The organism is Microbacterium sp. Leaf159 (assembly GCF_001423615.1).
Classification (GTDB): domain Bacteria; phylum Actinomycetota; class Actinomycetes; order Actinomycetales; family Microbacteriaceae; genus Microbacterium.
Map to the genome: position 1 here is coordinate 467,666 of NZ_LMOU01000002.1, position 15,115 is coordinate 482,780.

Genomic DNA, 15,115 nt, shown 5'->3' on the forward strand with positions numbered 1-15,115 from the left:
ACTACCTCGACAGCGTCGGGCCGGCCTCGAGCGTGCGCTCGTACTCGCGCTGCGCCTCGGCGTTCAGCTCGGTCTTGCGGGCTCCGCTGCGGGCGACCCACGCACCGAACCAGATCGTCAGCTCGCGAGCGAACACGAACGCGGCGATCGCGAGGGGGTGGAAGAGCTGCGCGCCGACGAGCTCGTTGCCCTCGCGCGCGCTGAGCAGCCAGAACGGCGCCTCGAACAGCGCACCGAGGATGTGACCGCCGTAGGCGATCAGACCGACGATGATGCCGAAGACGACCCAGAGGCCCCAGCGACCCCGGTTGATGAATGCGCCGAGCAGCCAGAAGCCCAGGAAGAACACCACGACGGGAACCCAATAGCCCCACGTGGTGAGCGGCGCGAGCGCCGACTCGGCGATGTTCTCGCCCGTGACGTCGCCGGCGAAAGCGCCGAGACCGAGCGTGGCACCGAGGTACAGGATCGCGAAGGCGACGGTGGCGAGCAGGCCGATGGCACCCGCCGTGCCGCGGTTGCCGCGCTCACGGGGAGGCTCGGGAGCCTGCACGAAGATCGGCTGCTGCTGCAGGGGCGGGGCGATGATGGGCTCGGCGACCGCGGGCTCCGACGGGACGATGCGCGTCTCGGTGTCATCGACCGAGGAGTACGCGGCACCGGCCAGAGCCGACTGCTCGTGCGCGACGGGCGGCGTGTAGGCCGCGGTGGCGTCGGCATCGCTGTTCCAGGACGTCGTGGTGGCGCCCTTGTCGTCGTCCAGGTATTTGGGGTCGTTCAGCTCCGGCGTCGCGAAGGTGCCGGGGTGCTCGTTCTCGGCCGCTTCGAACGCGGCGAGGTCAGGGTCGACGGCGGGTGTCGTCGTCGCCGCGGGCTTCTCGCCGGCGGCGTCAGTGGTGTCGGCGGGCGTGCCGGAGACACCTGCACCCGCTGCGGCGGCGGCGTCGAGTCCAGCGTTCGCGCTGTCGACGACGTCGTTGACGTCCTTCGGCCGCTCGGGCTGTGGAACCTCGGGGTCACTCATGGGGTGCGCCTCTCATCGGAAGTGTGCTCTGCGAGGTTACCGCCGCCCCCGCGCCCGCTGACGGAGGCGTGCCGACGTGTCGCCCAGCCCGTGTCCGCGCGGATCTCCCTGCATCCCCGGTGGGTCCTGCGAGTCAGGGCAGCGTGGATCGAAGAGTGTCTCCGACGAAGGAGGCCATCGCGGGCATGATCGGGATGGCGAACCAGATCAGAGCTCCCACGACACCGGTGCACAGCACTCCGGCGATCCAGCTGATCGCCACGTTGCGCCCCGCGACCCGTGCCATGCTTCCACGCTACGACCGGTGGCGGCGACCGCCGTGTCGCAACGCCGAGGAGCACGCGCGGATCAGCCCTTCGTGGCGCCCGCCGTGAGCCCACCCACGATGTAGCGCTGCAGGAACAGGAAGAGGATCATCACCGGGATGGCGGCCATCACAGCTCCCGCCGAAAATGCCGACCAGTCCGCGTAGCGCGGGTTGGCCACGAGCTTGGTGAGTCCGACGACCAGCGTCTGCTGCTCTACGTCGACGAGCATGACGCTCGCGATCACGTACTCGTTGACCGTGCCGATGAACGACAGCAGCGCGACGACTGCGAGGATCGGCGCGACCAGCGGCAGGATCATCGTGAAGAAGATGCGTGCGTGACCTGCGCCGTCGATGCGAGCGGCCTCGTCGAGCTCCATCGGCAGCGTGTTGAAGAAGCCGTACATCAGATAGGTGTTCACACCGAGAGCGCCGCCGAGGTACACGAGGATCAGACCGGTGTGCGTGTTGAGTCCGATCGCGGGGAACCAGTCCCCCAGCGTCGACATGAGCAGGAAGATCGCGACCACGGCGAGCAGCTGCGGGAACATCTGCACGACGACGATCGTGACGAGCCCGATGCGACGGCCCGCGAAGCGCATGCGCGAGAAGGCATATGCCGCGAGAGCGCCGATGAAGACGGTCACGGCGCCGGTGACGACGGCGATGACCAGGGTGTTCAGGAACCACAGTCCGTAGGGATTCTGCGGATCGCTGAGGATGCGCACGTAGCTGTCGAATCCGAACGCGGAGAACAGCTGATTGGAGCCCGTCAGCGTTCCGCGCGGGTTCAGCGATGCCGAGACGACGTACAGCAGGGGGAACAGCGCGAACGCGCTGACGACGATGGCGACGACGTGTCGCCATCCGGTGTCGGCGAACCAGCCGCCGAAGGAGCGGCGACGGGGGCCGAGGTTCCGCTCGACCGTGACGGGGGCGGCGGCGCGGGTGTCCGTGGTGCTCATGTCAGTTCAGCTCCTCGAGGGCCTTGGTCTTGCGGAAGCTGATGATCGAGATCGTCGCGACCACGATGAAGATCAGGATCGTGAACGCGGATGCGAGGCCGTAGTCGCGGGTCTGTCCCGTGAACGCCACCTTGTAGACCATCGAGATCAGGATGTCGGTGTGCCCGACCGGGATGCTCACGTCGTCGAACCGCGGTCCGCCCTTGGTCAGCATGTAGATCAGGTTGAAATTGTTGAAGTTGAACGCGAACGACGAGATCAGCAGCGGAGCCACGGTCACGAGCAGCAGCGGCAGCTTGATGCGACGGAAGACCTGCCACGGGTTCGCACCGTCCATCACCGCCGCCTCGTTGACGTCCTCGGGGATGCCCTGCAGTGCGCCCATGCAGACGAGGAACATGTACGGGAAGCCGAGCCACAGGTTGACCAGGAGCACCGACACCTTCGCGAGGGTCGGATCGGTGAGCCACGGGATGTCCGCTCCCCCGAAGATCACCTGGTTGATGAATCCGAAGCTCTCGTTCATCATCCCGGCCCAGACGAGCGCCGAGAGGAAGGCGGGGAACGCGTACGGGAGGATCAGGATGATCCGATAGCCGTTGCGGAACCGCATCCGCGTGTTGTTGAAGACCAGGGCGAGCAGCAACCCGAGGAAGAACGTGGTCGCGACCGACAGCAGGGCGAACACGAACGTCCAGATCGTCACCGAGATCAGAGGGCCGCGGATGGAGTCGTCGGCGACAGCCCGCACGAAGTTGTCGAAGCCGACCGTGGTCTGCCAGCCGGGCAGCAGCGCCTCGCCGTCCTCGGCGGTGAACGCCCCCTCGCCGGTATCGGTGTAGACCGCACCGGTCGTGGTGTCGGTGATGGTGTCGGCATCCGCGTCGTACTCGAGGGTGGAGACGTACAGATAGCCCTTCTGCCCGTCGGGGGCGCGCAGGCTGCCGTCGTTCGGGTCGTCGCTGAACGGCACCGAGAGCTTCTCGAGCTGCTCGGACAGCGTGAAGACCTTCGCGAGCGGGAGCGTCGTCCACCCATCGACGGCCACAGCCTGGCCGCCCTCGAAGTCGGCATCGACCTCCTGCAGCGGCTGCTGGGCCGTGCCGAGCAGGGCGTCACCGGAATCGGGGTCGGTCACGAGGAGACCGTAGGTGCCGAGCTGCTCGACGACCGTCACCGGGTAGGTGGCGGAATCCTCGACTCGCTCCTGGGCGGAGGCGAGGAGCGAGGAGATCGCCTGATCCTTCGTGCCGTTGTGACCGGTGCCGTAGTTCGTGAATCCGATGTACCCCGTGTACAGCAGCGTGAACACCTGGAAGATGATCAGGAAGATGATCCCGGGCGTCAGGTACTTCGCCGCCACCCGCTTGCGCGAGAAGTAGATGTAGTTGACCAGCACGGTGACGGCGACGACGAGGCCGAGCACCAGCCACTCCTGCTGGCCGAAGAGCACGAATGCCGCATAGAGGGCGATCGCGTCGACGACCGCCAGCAGCAGGATCTTGAGCAGCATCCAGCCGATGGGTCCGGATGCGGCCTCGGCGATCTTCGCCGCCTGGCGCTGGCGCTTGGTGAGTGGAGCCGTGGGCTCAGCGAGTTCTGTCATCTCGTCCCCGTCGTCGAGCTGCCGGGGCGGACGATGTCCGCCCCGGCAGGGATGGTGCTGGGTGTCTTACTTGATTGCCGCGGTCACGTCGTCGACGAGCTTCTGCCACGTCGTCGCGGGATCCGAGCCGTTGATGATCGCCGCCTCGGCGACGCCCCAGAACTCCCAGACCGCACCCATCGCCGGGATGGCGGGCATCGGCACGGCGTCGGCACCGACGGCCTGGAAGCCGGCGATGATCGGGTCGGATGCCGCGGAGTCGGCGGCCGCCGTCAGCGCGGGGAGGATGTTGCCGGCCTTGAACAGCTCGAGCTGGACCTCTTCGGTGCCGATGTAGTTGACGAGGAAGTCGTTCGCGGCGACCTTGTTCTTGGACTCGGAGCTCACGAAGAAGCCCTTCACGCCGGCGAACGGCGAGGCGGTCTCACCCGTGGGGCTGGGGATCGGATCGATCGCGACGTTGATTCCCGCCTCGGTCGCCGCTCCGACGTTCCACGGACCGGTCAGCCAGAAGGCCGCGGTGCCGTCGAGGAACTGCTGCTTGGCGATCTCGCCGTCGATGTCGGTGTTCAGCGTGCCGGCCGCGCCCTGCGCCGAGAGCCAGTCGGCGAACGCGAAGCCTCCGTCGCCACCGAGCTGCAGGTCAGCCGAGTCGTAGCTGCCGGAGTCGTCGGTGCCGAACACCGGGGCACCGGATGCCGTCTGGAACGGGTACAGGTGGTACGGGTTGCCCTCGGTGCCCTGCTCGACGACGAACGTGCCCTTGGCGACCATGTCGTCGAAGCTCGTGGGGGCTGCGGGGACCATGTCGGCGTTGCGCAGCACGGCGATGTTCTCGACCGCGTACGGGAGCATGTAGACCGTGCCGTCGTACGTCGCCGCCTGGAGGGCGACGGGGAGGTAGTCGGACGACGAGTCGCCGAGCTCGAGGGGCGCCACGACGCCGTTCGTCGACAGCTCGCCCAGCCAGTCGTGCGCACCCATGACCACATCAGGGCCCTTGCCGGTCGGAACCTGCTGGATGAAGTCGTCCTTCATGTCGTCGACCGATTTGCCGACGAGCTCCACCTTGACCCCGGTCTTCTCCTCGTAGGAGTCGGCGGCGCTCTGCAGGGCATCGACGCGCTCGGCGTCGACCCAGACCGTCAGCGTGCCGCTGCTCTCGCCGTCGGACGACGAGTCGCCTCCGTCGGTGCCGGTCGAGCAACCGGCAAGGGTAAGAGTCGAAACGAGCGCGATGGCTCCGGCGGCAACGATGCCCCTCTTGTTCACCTTCATTGGTGTGTGCCTCTCTGAATGCTGTGACCTGCAGGACTGCAAGCGCTTACAGTATGCAACGAGATCCGTGAGAATCGCAACGGAGACCCGCGTCGATATCAAGCTGTGACCGGGATCATGCGAATGAATCGTTGTGGAAACGCTTCCAAAGACGCGGGAGAACACCACGATCGATACAATTTGCTCATGGCTGACAGTTCCTTTGACATCGTCTCGAAAGTGGATCACCAGGAGGCCGAGAACGCCCTCAACCAGGCGCGCAAGGAGATCGAGCAGCGCTACGACTTCAAGGGCACCGGCGCATCGATCGCCTGGAGCGGCGAGCAGATCCTGATCATCGCCGGCACCGAGGAGCGGGCGAAGGCCGTTCTCGACGTCTTCCAGACCAAGCTCATCAAGCGCGGCATCTCGCTCAAGAGCCTCGAGTCCGGCGAGCCGTTCGCGAGCGGCAAGGAGTTCCGCATCACCTCTTCGATGAAGGACGGCATCTCGTCGGAGAACGCGAAGAAGATCAACAAGCTCATCCGCGACGAGGGCCCGAAGGGCGTGAAGAGCCAGATCCAGGGTGACGAGCTGCGTGTGCAGTCCAAGAGCCGTGACGATCTGCAGTCGGTGATCGCACTGCTCAAGGGCGCCGATCTCGACCTCGATCTGCAGTTCATCAACTACCGCTGAGCCCGGAGGACGAAGGGGACGGATGCTCGACATCCGTCCCCTTCGCTGTGCCCGCCAATCGCATTCTGATATATGGGTGCGGGTGCCCGAGACTGGACTGAGTCGCGTCCCGATGCGACAGACGATGCGGCGATGCATGACGCGCTGCCGAACCACGGTTCCGCGCTTCGCGGATCGCGGTTCCCGCCTTGTGGGGACTGGGCGCAGTCAGCTCCGTGCACGCCATCGTCTGTGGCCGGCGAGTGTTCTGAACACTCGCCGGCCACAGAAAATCTTCTGTACAAATCCCGAGATCACGCACTGCCGGCGAGTGCCCATGCGCCTGCTGAAAAATGCGCCTGTGGATTGTTGGCATCGCGATCTACTTCGTGATGTAGTGGCCGTCCGGGCACATCATGGGGGGCCCGGATCTGGAAAGCAACTGGGGGCGGTCCATGAACAGCAACAACTCGATGACGAGTATCCGAGAAAGCAAGCAGCTTCTGGCAGAGGAGGTGTTCCAGCACATCGGCGCGCAGATCGTGGACGGCGTGTTGGAACCGGGACATCGCATTCGCGATGTCGATGTGGCCGAAGAACTGCATGTGTCGCGGACTCCGGTGCGAGAGGCGTTACAGCGCCTCGAGCGCCTCGGTCTCGTGACGATGTACCCGAGCAGATACACCGAGGTCACCGCGGTCACACCCGAGACCGTGGAGCAGACGCTCGAGTTCGCCGGATACCAGGCGGGAATGGCGGCGCGTATGGGCGTCGCCAGAATGACACAACAGGAACGAGAGAGCCTCGCGGCTCTCATCGAGGAGATGTACATCGGTCTCGACGACGATGTGCACATCTCCAACTCGCGATGGGCGGTGTTCTCGTTTCTCAGCGAGCGCAGCCGCAACGTCCAGCACCAGGTGCTGATCAACGACGCGAGCCTGGCACTGTTCCGCAATCTGCGGGGCTGGAGCGTCCCCGAGAGCGACCGGGAGCGCATGCTCCAGGTCTATCGGGACTTCCGGGACGCAGTGCTGAACGCCGATGCGGACGAGGCCGAGCGTCTCGCCCGGCAGATGCACTACGTCTGACCAGAAGATGAGACGCCGCGCCTGATCGCGATCAGCGCGCTGCCGACCACCCTCTGACCCACCCGTCGAGGCGCCGATACGCTTCCTCTCTCGCCTCATGGCGAGAGAGGAAGACGTCGTGCAGCGCACCGTCGATGCGCTCGACGGTGACCGACGGCCCGAGCTTGAGCGCTGCGCGGGCGATGTCGTCGACCACCAGCACCGAGTCTGCTCGGGTGAGATCCTCCGACCACCGGGTGGGGGGCGCGAAGCGTGCAGAGAGCAGCACGCAGACGGGTGCACCGATCGACAGGCCGGCTGCGACCGCGGCGTGCCCCGAGAGCACGGCGTGGAACCACCCGGCGTGCACGGCCATCGTCTGCGCCGGTCGCCAGAGGAGGTTGACCTCGACGGGGTCGTCGGGATCCGCGACCTCCTGCTGCGCGCGCGTGTAGAAACCGAGGTCGACCTGCGGGGCGACCTCACGCGGTGCCCAGCGTGCCTGCAGCTCCGCCACCGGCGCGATGAGCGGCCGTGCCGACGCGACCTGGAACTCCAACCACGGGCTGTTCAGGATCACGGCGGCGGCGGTGTCCGGGTGGCGCGACGCCCACAGGCTCAGGGTGAGCCCTCCTGTGGAGTGTCCCATCAGCACGAGACGACGAGCGGATGCCGTGCCTTCGGCGCCGCGCCCCATCGCCTCGAGAGCCGCCGCGATGTCCTCGTCATAGGTCGCGAGGTCGGTGATGTAGCCGGGCGTCTGGCCGTCTCGCAGGCTGCGACCGTACTTGCGCAGGTCGAGTGCGAAGAAGCGTGCGCCCCGCGCCGTCCAGAACCGCGCGAGCCGTTTCTGGAAGAAGTAGTCGGACCACCCGTGCACGTACAGCACGTCGACGTCCTCCAGCAGCCGGCGGCTGCCACGCAGGCGGTTCCACCATGCCTGCTCGCTCGGCAGAGCCCGTACGAGCGTGGCGACGACGGGCCCCTCGTCGTCTGCGGTGAGTTCGAGCGTCAGCTGCTCGAACTCGTCACCGAGCACGTCCGCTGTCCACTCAGGCATGCGGCCAGGCTAGCCGACCCCTCCCCGACTACTGCGGAGCGGTGTGTCCGACCGTGAGGTTTCGCACGGCGACCGCCGCCAGGGGAGCCGGATCCGCCGCCCCCGCCCCGTTGTCGTAGGTCATGAATCGGAGCCAGTCGATGCCCACCCGCACGTCGAGGATGTTCTCTCCGTACTCTCCGGAGCTGGCCTTGGCCGCATCCGCTCCCTCGACCTCGACCGGTGCGCCGTCGAGCTTCTCGAACGCCCATGCCCCCGCCGGGAGCGTGGTGAGCATCAGGTACGCCGCCCCTTCGTATTCGCTCGCCGAAGTCCGGAAATAGCAGATCCGCGATCCGTTCACGTATTCGTACACCTCCGCAGGGATGCCCCACCCTCCGAATTCGGTGATGAGCCGCGCATCCGACACGCCGAACAGCGTGTTCACCTCCTGCTCGGTGATGAACCGCTCGCACGGCATGCCGACGATCTCGCTGTCGATGTACTCGACCTCGTGGACGGTCGATGCGGCCGATGCGACGAGACGCCGCATCGCCTCTTCCATCCGAGCGGTGTCCGCACCCCCGAGTCCGGGATCGTGCACGGTGGCGGTGAGCAGCACGTCGCCGTCGGGGAACTCGAACGAGCACGACCCGTCTTCACAGCGCGCCTGCTCGCCCCAGTAGCCCTGCCGCTCGGTCGCACCGGCGATCACGGCCTCGGCGCCCGGCACGAGCACGACCTCCCAGCTCCGGTCGAAAGTCGCCCCCGCGGAACAGGCGATCCCTCCCGCGCGCTGGAACAGGTGCTGTCCGGGTCCGGGGATCCAGCTCATCGTCGACACCACCGACAGCACGGGTTCGACAGGCGTCTCCGGCTCCCCCACGAGCGCGCTCATCTCGGCGGCGACGTCGTCGCATGTCACGTCGAACGCCGACTCCGGATCGACGATCGGGTCGGGCGTCGGCGTCGGAGTCACGGATGCCGACGGGGACGCCGTCGGCTTCGGGGTCGGAGCCGGCTCAGGAGTGCATCCGGAGATCAGAAGCAGAGCGGCCGTACCGAGCACGAGGAAGGAGCGCAGTCGCATGCGCCCAGCCTAGGGATCGAGAGGCCCGGACACGCGAGAGGGCGACAACGATCGGATGACGGTCACTCGCCGCGGGAGACGCGCACCATCTCGTCGCGGGGGACCACCTTGACGCGCGCACGCTCGTTCGGCGCACCGAGGGCGATCTCGTGCTCGTCGAGACGGTGCCAGCCGTCGAGGTCGGTCCACTTGACGCCGCGTTCCTGCAGCAGCGCGGGGATCGCCTCTTCCGAGGGGTCCTCCGGGTGCCACCACGAGCCCTGGTCGTTGATGATGTGCCGCACGGTCTCCATGGCGTCGGACTTCGTGTGACCGATCAGTCCCACCGGTCCGCGCTTGATCCAGCCGGTCGCGTAGATGCCCGTCATCTGCTGGTTCGAGTCCTTCGCCAGCACCTGACCCTCACGGTTCGGGATCACGCCGTGCTTCTTGTCGAACGGCACACCGGGAAGCGGGGAGCCGAAGTAGCCGATCGCGCGGTACAGCGACTGCAGCGGCACCTCGCGCATCTCGCCGGTGCCCACAGCCCCGCCCTGTCCGTCGGGCTTCGTGCGCTCGTAGACGAGAGCGGCGACGCGGCCGGCCTCGTCTTTTCGCACCTCGACCGGGCGGGCCCAGAAATGCAGGTGCAGACGACGCGATGCGGTGCCACCCTCGGTGTCGGCATCGCCTCTGGCGTCATTGACCGACGGGCGCTTGCGCCACGACTGCAGGACGCGGTCGATGACCATGACCTGCTTGTTGCTGGCCACGGCATCCTTCGACGCCTCGTCGTAGTCGAAGTCCTCGTCGTAGACGACCATGTCGACATCGCGCAGCTCGCCGAGCTCACGCAGCTCGAGAGGGGTGAACTTCACCTGTGCGGGGCCGCGGCGACCGAACACGTGGACGTCGGTGACCTCGCTCGCCTTCAGACCCTCGTAGACGTTGTCGGGAACCTCGGTCACGAGCAGGTCCTCGGCGTGCTTCGCCAGCATCCGCGCGACGTCGAGGGCGACGTTGCCGTTGCCCAGCACGCCTACGGATGCGGCATCCAGCGGCCACTCGCGCGGCACGTCGGGGTGACCGTCGAACCAGCTCACGTAGTCCGCTGCGCCGTAGGCGCCGACCGCGTCGATGCCGGGGATGTCGAGCGTGGTGTCGCGGATCGCGCCGGTGGCGAAGATCACCGCGTTGTAGTGCTTCTTCAGATCCTCGAGGGTGATGTCCTCACCGAAGCGGACGTTGCCGAAGAGGCGGATGTCACCGCGGTCGAGCACATCGCGCAGGGCGTTGATGATGCCCTTGATGCGCGGGTGGTCGGGCGCGACGCCGTAGCGGACCAGCCCGTAGGGCGCGGGAAGCTGTTCGAAGAGGTCGATCGAGACGTCGAACTTGCGCTCGGCCTTCAGCAGGATGTCGGCGGCATAGATGCCGGCGGGGCCCGCTCCGACGATGGCCAGTCTGAGCTTGGTCATAAGGGGTCCTTTCGTATGCCGTCACGCCCGATGCACGCGGCCCGAAGCCGCCATGCGGTCAGCTGGAGCGTTCGACGAGGGTCTCTGCGAAACGGGTGAGCGCCTCGCGCACGGTGCCTCGCGGAAGCGGGGCGAGCGCGTCGATCGCATCCTGGGTCCAGGAATGCGCGAGCGCGAGAGTCTTCTGAGTGCCGACGTGGTCGCGGAGCTCGGTGAGCGGTCCGTCGAGGATCGCAGGGTCCTCACCCTCGGCGATGCGGGCGACCCCGTCGTCGATGCGAGCTGCGAGGTCGATCGAGGCCTCATCGGACTCGGCCTTCAGCAGCAGGTAGGGCATGGTCGGCACCCCGGCCCGCAGATCGGTGCCCGGCACCTTGCCGGTGTCCTCGGGCTTCGCCGACAGGTCGATCACGTCGTCGAGCAGCTGGAAGGCGACGCCGATCTTCTCGCCGTACACGCGCAGCGGCTCTTCGTACTCCGACGGGGCGTTCGAGAAGATCACACCACCCTGGGTCGCCGCGGCGATCAGGGAGCCGGTCTTGTCCGCGAGCACCTGGATGTAGAACTCGATGGGGTCGTCGTCGGGCTGGGCGCCGATCGTCTCGTGCATCTGACCGAGGACGAGCCGCTCGAACGTGTCGGCCTGCAGGCGGATGGCCCGCTCCCCCAGGCGCGACATCAGCTGGCTCGCACGCGAGAACAGGATGTCGCCGGTGAGGATGGCGATGTTGTTGCCCCACACGGTCTGTGCAGCGGGCACACCGCGGCGGCGGTCGGCGCCGTCCATGACGTCATCGTGGTACAGCGAGCCGAGGTGGGTGATCTCGAGCGCCTTGGCGACGTCGATCACCTTCTCGGTGTTGCCGTCGCCGAGCTGGGCGGCGAGCAGCGTGAGCACGGGGCGGATGCGCTTGCCCCCGGCCTCGTAGAGATACCGGCTCGCGGCGTCGGCCAGAGGATCGGCGACGCGCACGTCGTCGGCGAGGCCGGTCTCGACCAGCTCGAGGCCGTCTTCGATCGCCTGAGCGATGCGACGCCCAGCGGTGCCGATGAAGACACGGTCGCTGAAACCGAGACGGCTCGCCAGTCGCGAACCCGGGGCTACGCGGCTCGAAGTCACGTGCTCAGCCTACCTTCGTCAGACGTACGGGTTCGCGCGCGGTGCTCACGCGGGCTTGAACGCCCGGTGGAGCGCGACGATGCCGAACGACAGGTTGCGGTACTCGACCTCTGTCCAGCCGGCTTCGCGGATCCATGCCGCGAGCTTCTTCTGATCGGGCCAGTCGCGGATCGACTCGTTCAGGTAGTCGTAGGCGTCGCCGTTGGTGCCGGCGACGCGGGCCACGCGGGGCAGCACCTGCGAGTTGTAGAAGCGGTACGCCGCGCGGAACACGGAACCGGGAGGCGTGGAGAACTCGTTGATCACGAGGCGACCGCCGGGCTTGGTCACGCGCAGCAGCTCGCGCAGCGCCTTCTTCGGGTCGTTCACGTTGCGCAGCGCGTACGACATCGTGACAGCGTCGAACTCCCCGTCGGCGAACGGCAGATCCGTGGCATCCGCCTGCACGAACGAGAGATTGCGGATACTGCCGTGACGGCGCTGCCCCTCGGCGAGCATTCCGGGCGAGAAGTCGGCGGCGACGACCTCTGCTCCGCTGCGGGCGAGGGATGCCGACGACGATGCGGTTCCCGCTCCGAGGTCGAGGATCTTCTCGCCGGGCTTCGGGGCGACGGCGCGGGTCGTGGCCGCACGCCAGAGCGCGTCGTTGCCGACCGTCATCGCCGTGTTCGTGCGGTCGTAGCCCGCGGCGACCTGGTCGAACATGCCGCTGACGCGGGCGGGGTCCTTGCCGAGATCGGCGCGGTTTGCTTCGTTCGAGGTCACGAGTCCAGTCTAGGCGCGAGGTGCAGCGCTTCGAGGCGGTCGAGCCAGAGATCTCCCGTCGCATCGTCGAAGGGAGCGGTCTGGTCGCGCACGCGCTGCTCGAGGTCGAGCGCCAGTGCTTCGAGCCTCGTCATGATCTCTGCCGGATACCCGAACTGCGCGCTGTGCTCCTCCCATTCGTCGCGGTCGTCGATCCAGATCCCGCGGTCGCCGTCGACGCGCACGACGTCGAGATCCATGTCGATGCCCACGGCCAGCAGCGGGTCATCCGACCAGCGCACGTCCCATCCGATGTCGATGTAGATGCGCATGGCCTTGGGGTGGTCGCGGTTGACCGTCAGCGCATAGTCGGTCTGCCGCGGCACCAGGGTCACGTTCGGACCGGCCGTGACGAAGGATGCCCCGGGGCGCGCGCTGTGCCAGCCGGCGGGCTGCCCGAGCCAGTCGCCCCACTCATCGCCACCGAGGTACACGCACTCGTGCCGCCAGTGCGGAGAGCCGTCCCACTTGCGCCACTGGAAGATCATCTCGGTGCCGGGGGCGGGTCGCACATCGCTCATGCCTTCAGCGTAGGCCGCGCCCCCGACCTTGCCCCTGACCGAAGAACTAGGCTGGAGAGGTGAGCAGCAGGCTGGTCGTGGAGACCCGTGAGATCGATCCGGTCGAGGATCTCCTGGCATTCGCCGACCCGGCGCGTCCCCTCGCGTGGCTGCGCCGTGGTGACGGGATCGTCGCCGTGGGCGACGGAGTCGTCGAGACCATCCGCGTGCCGGCAGGCACAGCGCCGCTGCGTTCCGCCGCGATCGCCGACGCCTGGCGAGAACTCGCGCAGGATGCCGAGGTCGGCGACGAACTCGGGCTCCCCGGCTCGGGCCTGGTCGCCTTCGGGGCGCTGACCTTCGACGAGGACTCCGCGGCCGACAGCGTGCTGATCGTCCCGTCACTCGTGATCGGCCGTCACAGCGGACGCACCTGGCTCACCCGCATCCGCTTCTCTTCCTCCACCGCGACGGCAGACGACGCCGCGACACGCGAGTACGGACCGCACTGGGCAGGCACGGTCGGCCCCGGCGCCCAGAGTCCGCAGGGCTATCAGGATTCCGTGCGGCAGGCCCTCGGTCGCATCGCGGACGGCGAGCTCAGCAAGGTCGTGCTCGCGCGCGACCTCACCGGCAGCATCCCGGCCGGTTCCGATCTGCGTCGCCTCGTGCGGGCGCTGTCGACCGGATACCCCGACACGTGGGCTTTCGCCGTCGACGGGCTGATCGGCGCGAGCCCCGAGACCCTCGTCACCGTGCAGCAGCGCACCGTGACCGCGCGCGTGCTGGCCGGCACCATCGGACGCGGAGCCGACGCGGACGCCGACACCGTGGCATCCGCTCATCTGGCGTCCAGCATGAAGGATCTCGACGAGCACGAGTACGCCGTGCAGAGCGTGCTCGCCTCTCTTCGTCCGCACACCCGGGTGCTCGCCGCGAGCGAGCAGCCCTTCCTGCTGAAGCTGCCGAACCTGTTCCATCTGGCGACCGATGTCGAGGGAGAGCTCGCCGACGGGGGCTCATCGCTCGACCTCGTGGGCGCCCTACATCCCACCGCCGCCGTCGCGGGCACCCCGACCTCTGCGGCGATCGCGGCGATCCGCGAGCTCGAGCCGTTCGACCGAGGTCGCTATGCGGGTCCGGTCGGATGGGTGGATGCCGCAGGCAACGGCGAATGGGCGATCGCGCTGCGGTGCGCGCAGTTCTCTCCCGCCGCGACCGACATCGCCGTCACCGCGTACGCGGGCGCCGGCATCGTCACGGGGTCGGACCCCGAGTCCGAGATGCTCGAGACCCGGGTCAAGTTCCGCCCGCTGGTCGACGCGCTCGCCTGATTCTCAGCACCGCGCTCAGCTCGCGGCGAGGCGCTTCTTCTCGGACTCGACGTCGAAGGTCGCCTCCGGCCACTGGGGGTCGATGCCCTGCAGCGCGTCGAGCAGCAGCTCCTGCACCGCGAGGCGGGCGAACCACTTGCGGTCGGCAGGGATCACATGCCACGGCGCCGCGCTCGTCGAGGTGCGCTCGAACACGGTCTGGTACGCGGCCATGTAGTCGTCCCACAGCAGCCGCTCGTCGACGTCGCCCGGGTTGTACTTCCAGTACTTGTCCGGACGCTCCAGGCGCTCCATCAGGCGCGCCTTCTGCTCGTCGGGCGAGATGTGCAGCATGACCTTGATGATGCGGATGCCCGATGCCGCGGCCTCGGCCTCGAACGCGTTGATCGCGTCGTAACGACGCTCGATCTCGTCGGCGGGAGCCAGTGAGCGCACCCGACCGATCAGCACGTCTTCATAGTGCGAGCGGTCGAAGACCCCGATGAACCCCGGTTCGGGCAGACGCGGCGTGACGCGCCAGAGGAAGTCGTGGGCGAGCTCTTCATCGGTCGGCGCCTTGAACGCCGAGAGCGCCACCCCCTGCGGGTCGACACCGCCGACGACGTGACGCACGATGCCGCCCTTGCCTGCCGAGTCCATGGCCTGCAGGATCAGCAGCACCGAGTCCTTTGCGACGCCCACCCGGCTCTCGGCGAACAGTCGCTCCTGCAGCTGATTGAGTTCGTGCAGGCCCGCCGCGAGATCACGCGCACCATCGACCTTGGCCCCGTGATAGCCGGGAGTGCTCTCGGGATCGACGTCCGCGAGACGGAATCCGTCACCGATCTGCAGGGTCTTGGCCCACTCATGCGCTGTCATGCGTTCATC

General features: G+C 67.5%; 15 protein-coding genes. 3 read left to right on the forward strand and 12 right to left on the reverse strand.

The annotated features are described in order from the left end of the window. Position 1: 1 nt before the first annotated feature. The 5 genes from ASF80_RS15910 to ASF80_RS15925 all read right to left on the reverse strand — a co-directional run bounded on the left by ASF80_RS15910 (position 2) and on the right by ASF80_RS15925 (position 5,180). The gene (locus ASF80_RS15910; RefSeq protein ID WP_056312893.1) at positions 2 to 1,024 is read right to left on the reverse strand and encodes a hypothetical protein; all 1,023 of its coding nucleotides are present in this window, start codon (positions 1,022 to 1,024) and stop codon (positions 2 to 4) included. Between the two features lie 133 nt (positions 1,025 to 1,157). After that, entirely contained in the window at positions 1,158 to 1,310 is a 153-nt protein-coding gene (locus ASF80_RS19140) for a hypothetical protein (RefSeq protein WP_164481752.1), read from the reverse strand. A 62-nt stretch (positions 1,311 to 1,372) separates the two neighbouring features. Then, positions 1,373 to 2,296 carry a sugar ABC transporter permease gene (locus ASF80_RS15915; protein ID WP_056312895.1) on the reverse strand — a complete coding sequence of 308 codons (924 nt, stop codon included), beginning with the start codon at positions 2,294 to 2,296 and terminating at the stop codon, positions 1,373 to 1,375. Between the two features lies 1 nt (position 2,297). Then, positions 2,298 to 3,902, reverse strand: coding sequence for a maltose ABC transporter permease MalF (gene malF, locus ASF80_RS15920; protein ID WP_056312897.1), 1,605 nt, complete (start codon positions 3,900 to 3,902; stop codon positions 2,298 to 2,300). Between the two features lie 66 nt (positions 3,903 to 3,968). Further along, a complete protein-coding gene (locus tag ASF80_RS15925; protein ID WP_056312899.1) occupies positions 3,969 to 5,180 on the reverse strand; it encodes an extracellular solute-binding protein in 1,212 nt (403 codons plus the stop codon). 186 nt (positions 5,181 to 5,366) lie between these two features. Here ASF80_RS15925 and ASF80_RS15930 point away from each other — a divergent pair, with 186 nt between their 5' ends. Then, the gene (locus ASF80_RS15930) at positions 5,367 to 5,855 is read left to right on the forward strand and encodes a YajQ family cyclic di-GMP-binding protein (RefSeq protein ID WP_056312901.1); all 489 of its coding nucleotides are present in this window, start codon (positions 5,367 to 5,369) and stop codon (positions 5,853 to 5,855) included. A 434-nt stretch (positions 5,856 to 6,289) separates the two neighbouring features. Beyond that, a complete protein-coding gene (locus tag ASF80_RS15935; RefSeq protein WP_056312903.1) occupies positions 6,290 to 6,925 on the forward strand; it encodes a GntR family transcriptional regulator in 636 nt (211 codons plus the stop codon). A 31-nt stretch (positions 6,926 to 6,956) separates the two neighbouring features. Here ASF80_RS15935 and ASF80_RS15940 read toward each other — a convergent pair whose 3' ends face one another. The 6 genes from ASF80_RS15940 to ASF80_RS15965 form a co-directional block, all read right to left on the reverse strand. Continuing rightward, complete coding sequence (locus ASF80_RS15940; RefSeq protein ID WP_056312906.1) at positions 6,957 to 7,964, reverse strand: alpha/beta hydrolase; 1,008 nt, start codon at positions 7,962 to 7,964, stop codon at positions 6,957 to 6,959. 28 nt (positions 7,965 to 7,992) lie between these two features. Next, positions 7,993 to 9,033, reverse strand: coding sequence for a hypothetical protein (locus ASF80_RS15945; RefSeq protein WP_056312908.1), 1,041 nt, complete (start codon positions 9,031 to 9,033; stop codon positions 7,993 to 7,995). Between the two features lie 62 nt (positions 9,034 to 9,095). Then, positions 9,096 to 10,490 carry an FAD-dependent oxidoreductase gene (locus ASF80_RS15950; protein WP_056312910.1) on the reverse strand — a complete coding sequence of 465 codons (1,395 nt, stop codon included), beginning with the start codon at positions 10,488 to 10,490 and terminating at the stop codon, positions 9,096 to 9,098. Between the two features lie 58 nt (positions 10,491 to 10,548). After that, positions 10,549 to 11,610 (reverse strand): polyprenyl synthetase family protein, encoded by a 1,062-nt coding sequence (locus tag ASF80_RS15955; RefSeq protein WP_056312913.1) that lies wholly within the window; start codon positions 11,608 to 11,610, stop codon positions 10,549 to 10,551. A gap of 45 nt (positions 11,611 to 11,655) precedes the next feature. Next, positions 11,656 to 12,315, reverse strand: a complete 660-nt coding sequence (locus ASF80_RS15960) for a ubiquinone/menaquinone biosynthesis methyltransferase (RefSeq protein WP_235560052.1) — start codon at positions 12,313 to 12,315, stop codon at positions 11,656 to 11,658. 56 nt (positions 12,316 to 12,371) lie between these two features. Then, entirely contained in the window at positions 12,372 to 12,935 is a 564-nt protein-coding gene (locus tag ASF80_RS15965) for a hypothetical protein (RefSeq protein ID WP_056312916.1), read from the reverse strand. Positions 12,936 to 12,994: 59 nt separating this feature from the next. On the opposite strand from ASF80_RS15965, the gene ASF80_RS15970 reads away from it, so the two are divergent. Further along, entirely contained in the window at positions 12,995 to 14,248 is a 1,254-nt protein-coding gene (locus ASF80_RS15970; RefSeq protein WP_056312918.1) for an isochorismate synthase MenF, read from the forward strand. Between the two features lie 15 nt (positions 14,249 to 14,263). On the opposite strand, the gene ASF80_RS15975 is transcribed toward ASF80_RS15970, so the two are convergent. Beyond that, entirely contained in the window at positions 14,264 to 15,106 is an 843-nt protein-coding gene (locus ASF80_RS15975) for a polyphosphate kinase 2 family protein (RefSeq protein ID WP_056312920.1), read from the reverse strand. Between the last annotated feature and the right edge of the window lie 9 nt (positions 15,107 to 15,115).

What these genes read in the sequence shown, in the direction of transcription:
- ASF80_RS15910 (WP_056312893.1), bottom strand. Translation starts at nt 1,024, where the DNA reads ATGAGTGACCCCGAGGTTCCACAGCCCGAGCGGCCGAAGGACGTCAAC.
- ASF80_RS19140 (WP_164481752.1), bottom strand. Translation starts at nt 1,310, where the DNA reads ATGGCACGGGTCGCGGGGCGCAACGTGGCGATCAGCTGGATCGCCGGA.
- ASF80_RS15915 (WP_056312895.1), bottom strand. Translation starts at nt 2,296, where the DNA reads ATGAGCACCACGGACACCCGCGCCGCCGCCCCCGTCACGGTCGAGCGG.
- malF (WP_056312897.1), bottom strand. Translation starts at nt 3,902, where the DNA reads ATGACAGAACTCGCTGAGCCCACGGCTCCACTCACCAAGCGCCAGCGC.
- ASF80_RS15925 (WP_056312899.1), bottom strand. Translation starts at nt 5,180, where the DNA reads ATGAAGGTGAACAAGAGGGGCATCGTTGCCGCCGGAGCCATCGCGCTC.
- ASF80_RS15930 (WP_056312901.1), top strand. Translation starts at nt 5,367, where the DNA reads ATGGCTGACAGTTCCTTTGACATCGTCTCGAAAGTGGATCACCAGGAG.
- ASF80_RS15935 (WP_056312903.1), top strand. Translation starts at nt 6,290, where the DNA reads ATGAACAGCAACAACTCGATGACGAGTATCCGAGAAAGCAAGCAGCTT.
- ASF80_RS15940 (WP_056312906.1), bottom strand. Translation starts at nt 7,964, where the DNA reads ATGCCTGAGTGGACAGCGGACGTGCTCGGTGACGAGTTCGAGCAGCTG.
- ASF80_RS15945 (WP_056312908.1), bottom strand. Translation starts at nt 9,033, where the DNA reads ATGCGACTGCGCTCCTTCCTCGTGCTCGGTACGGCCGCTCTGCTTCTG.
- ASF80_RS15950 (WP_056312910.1), bottom strand. Translation starts at nt 10,490, where the DNA reads ATGACCAAGCTCAGACTGGCCATCGTCGGAGCGGGCCCCGCCGGCATC.
- ASF80_RS15960 (WP_235560052.1), bottom strand. Translation starts at nt 12,315, where the DNA reads ATGTTCGACCAGGTCGCCGCGGGCTACGACCGCACGAACACGGCGATG.
- ASF80_RS15965 (WP_056312916.1), bottom strand. Translation starts at nt 12,935, where the DNA reads ATGAGCGATGTGCGACCCGCCCCCGGCACCGAGATGATCTTCCAGTGG.
- ASF80_RS15975 (WP_056312920.1), bottom strand. Translation starts at nt 15,106, where the DNA reads ATGACAGCGCATGAGTGGGCCAAGACCCTGCAGATCGGTGACGGATTC.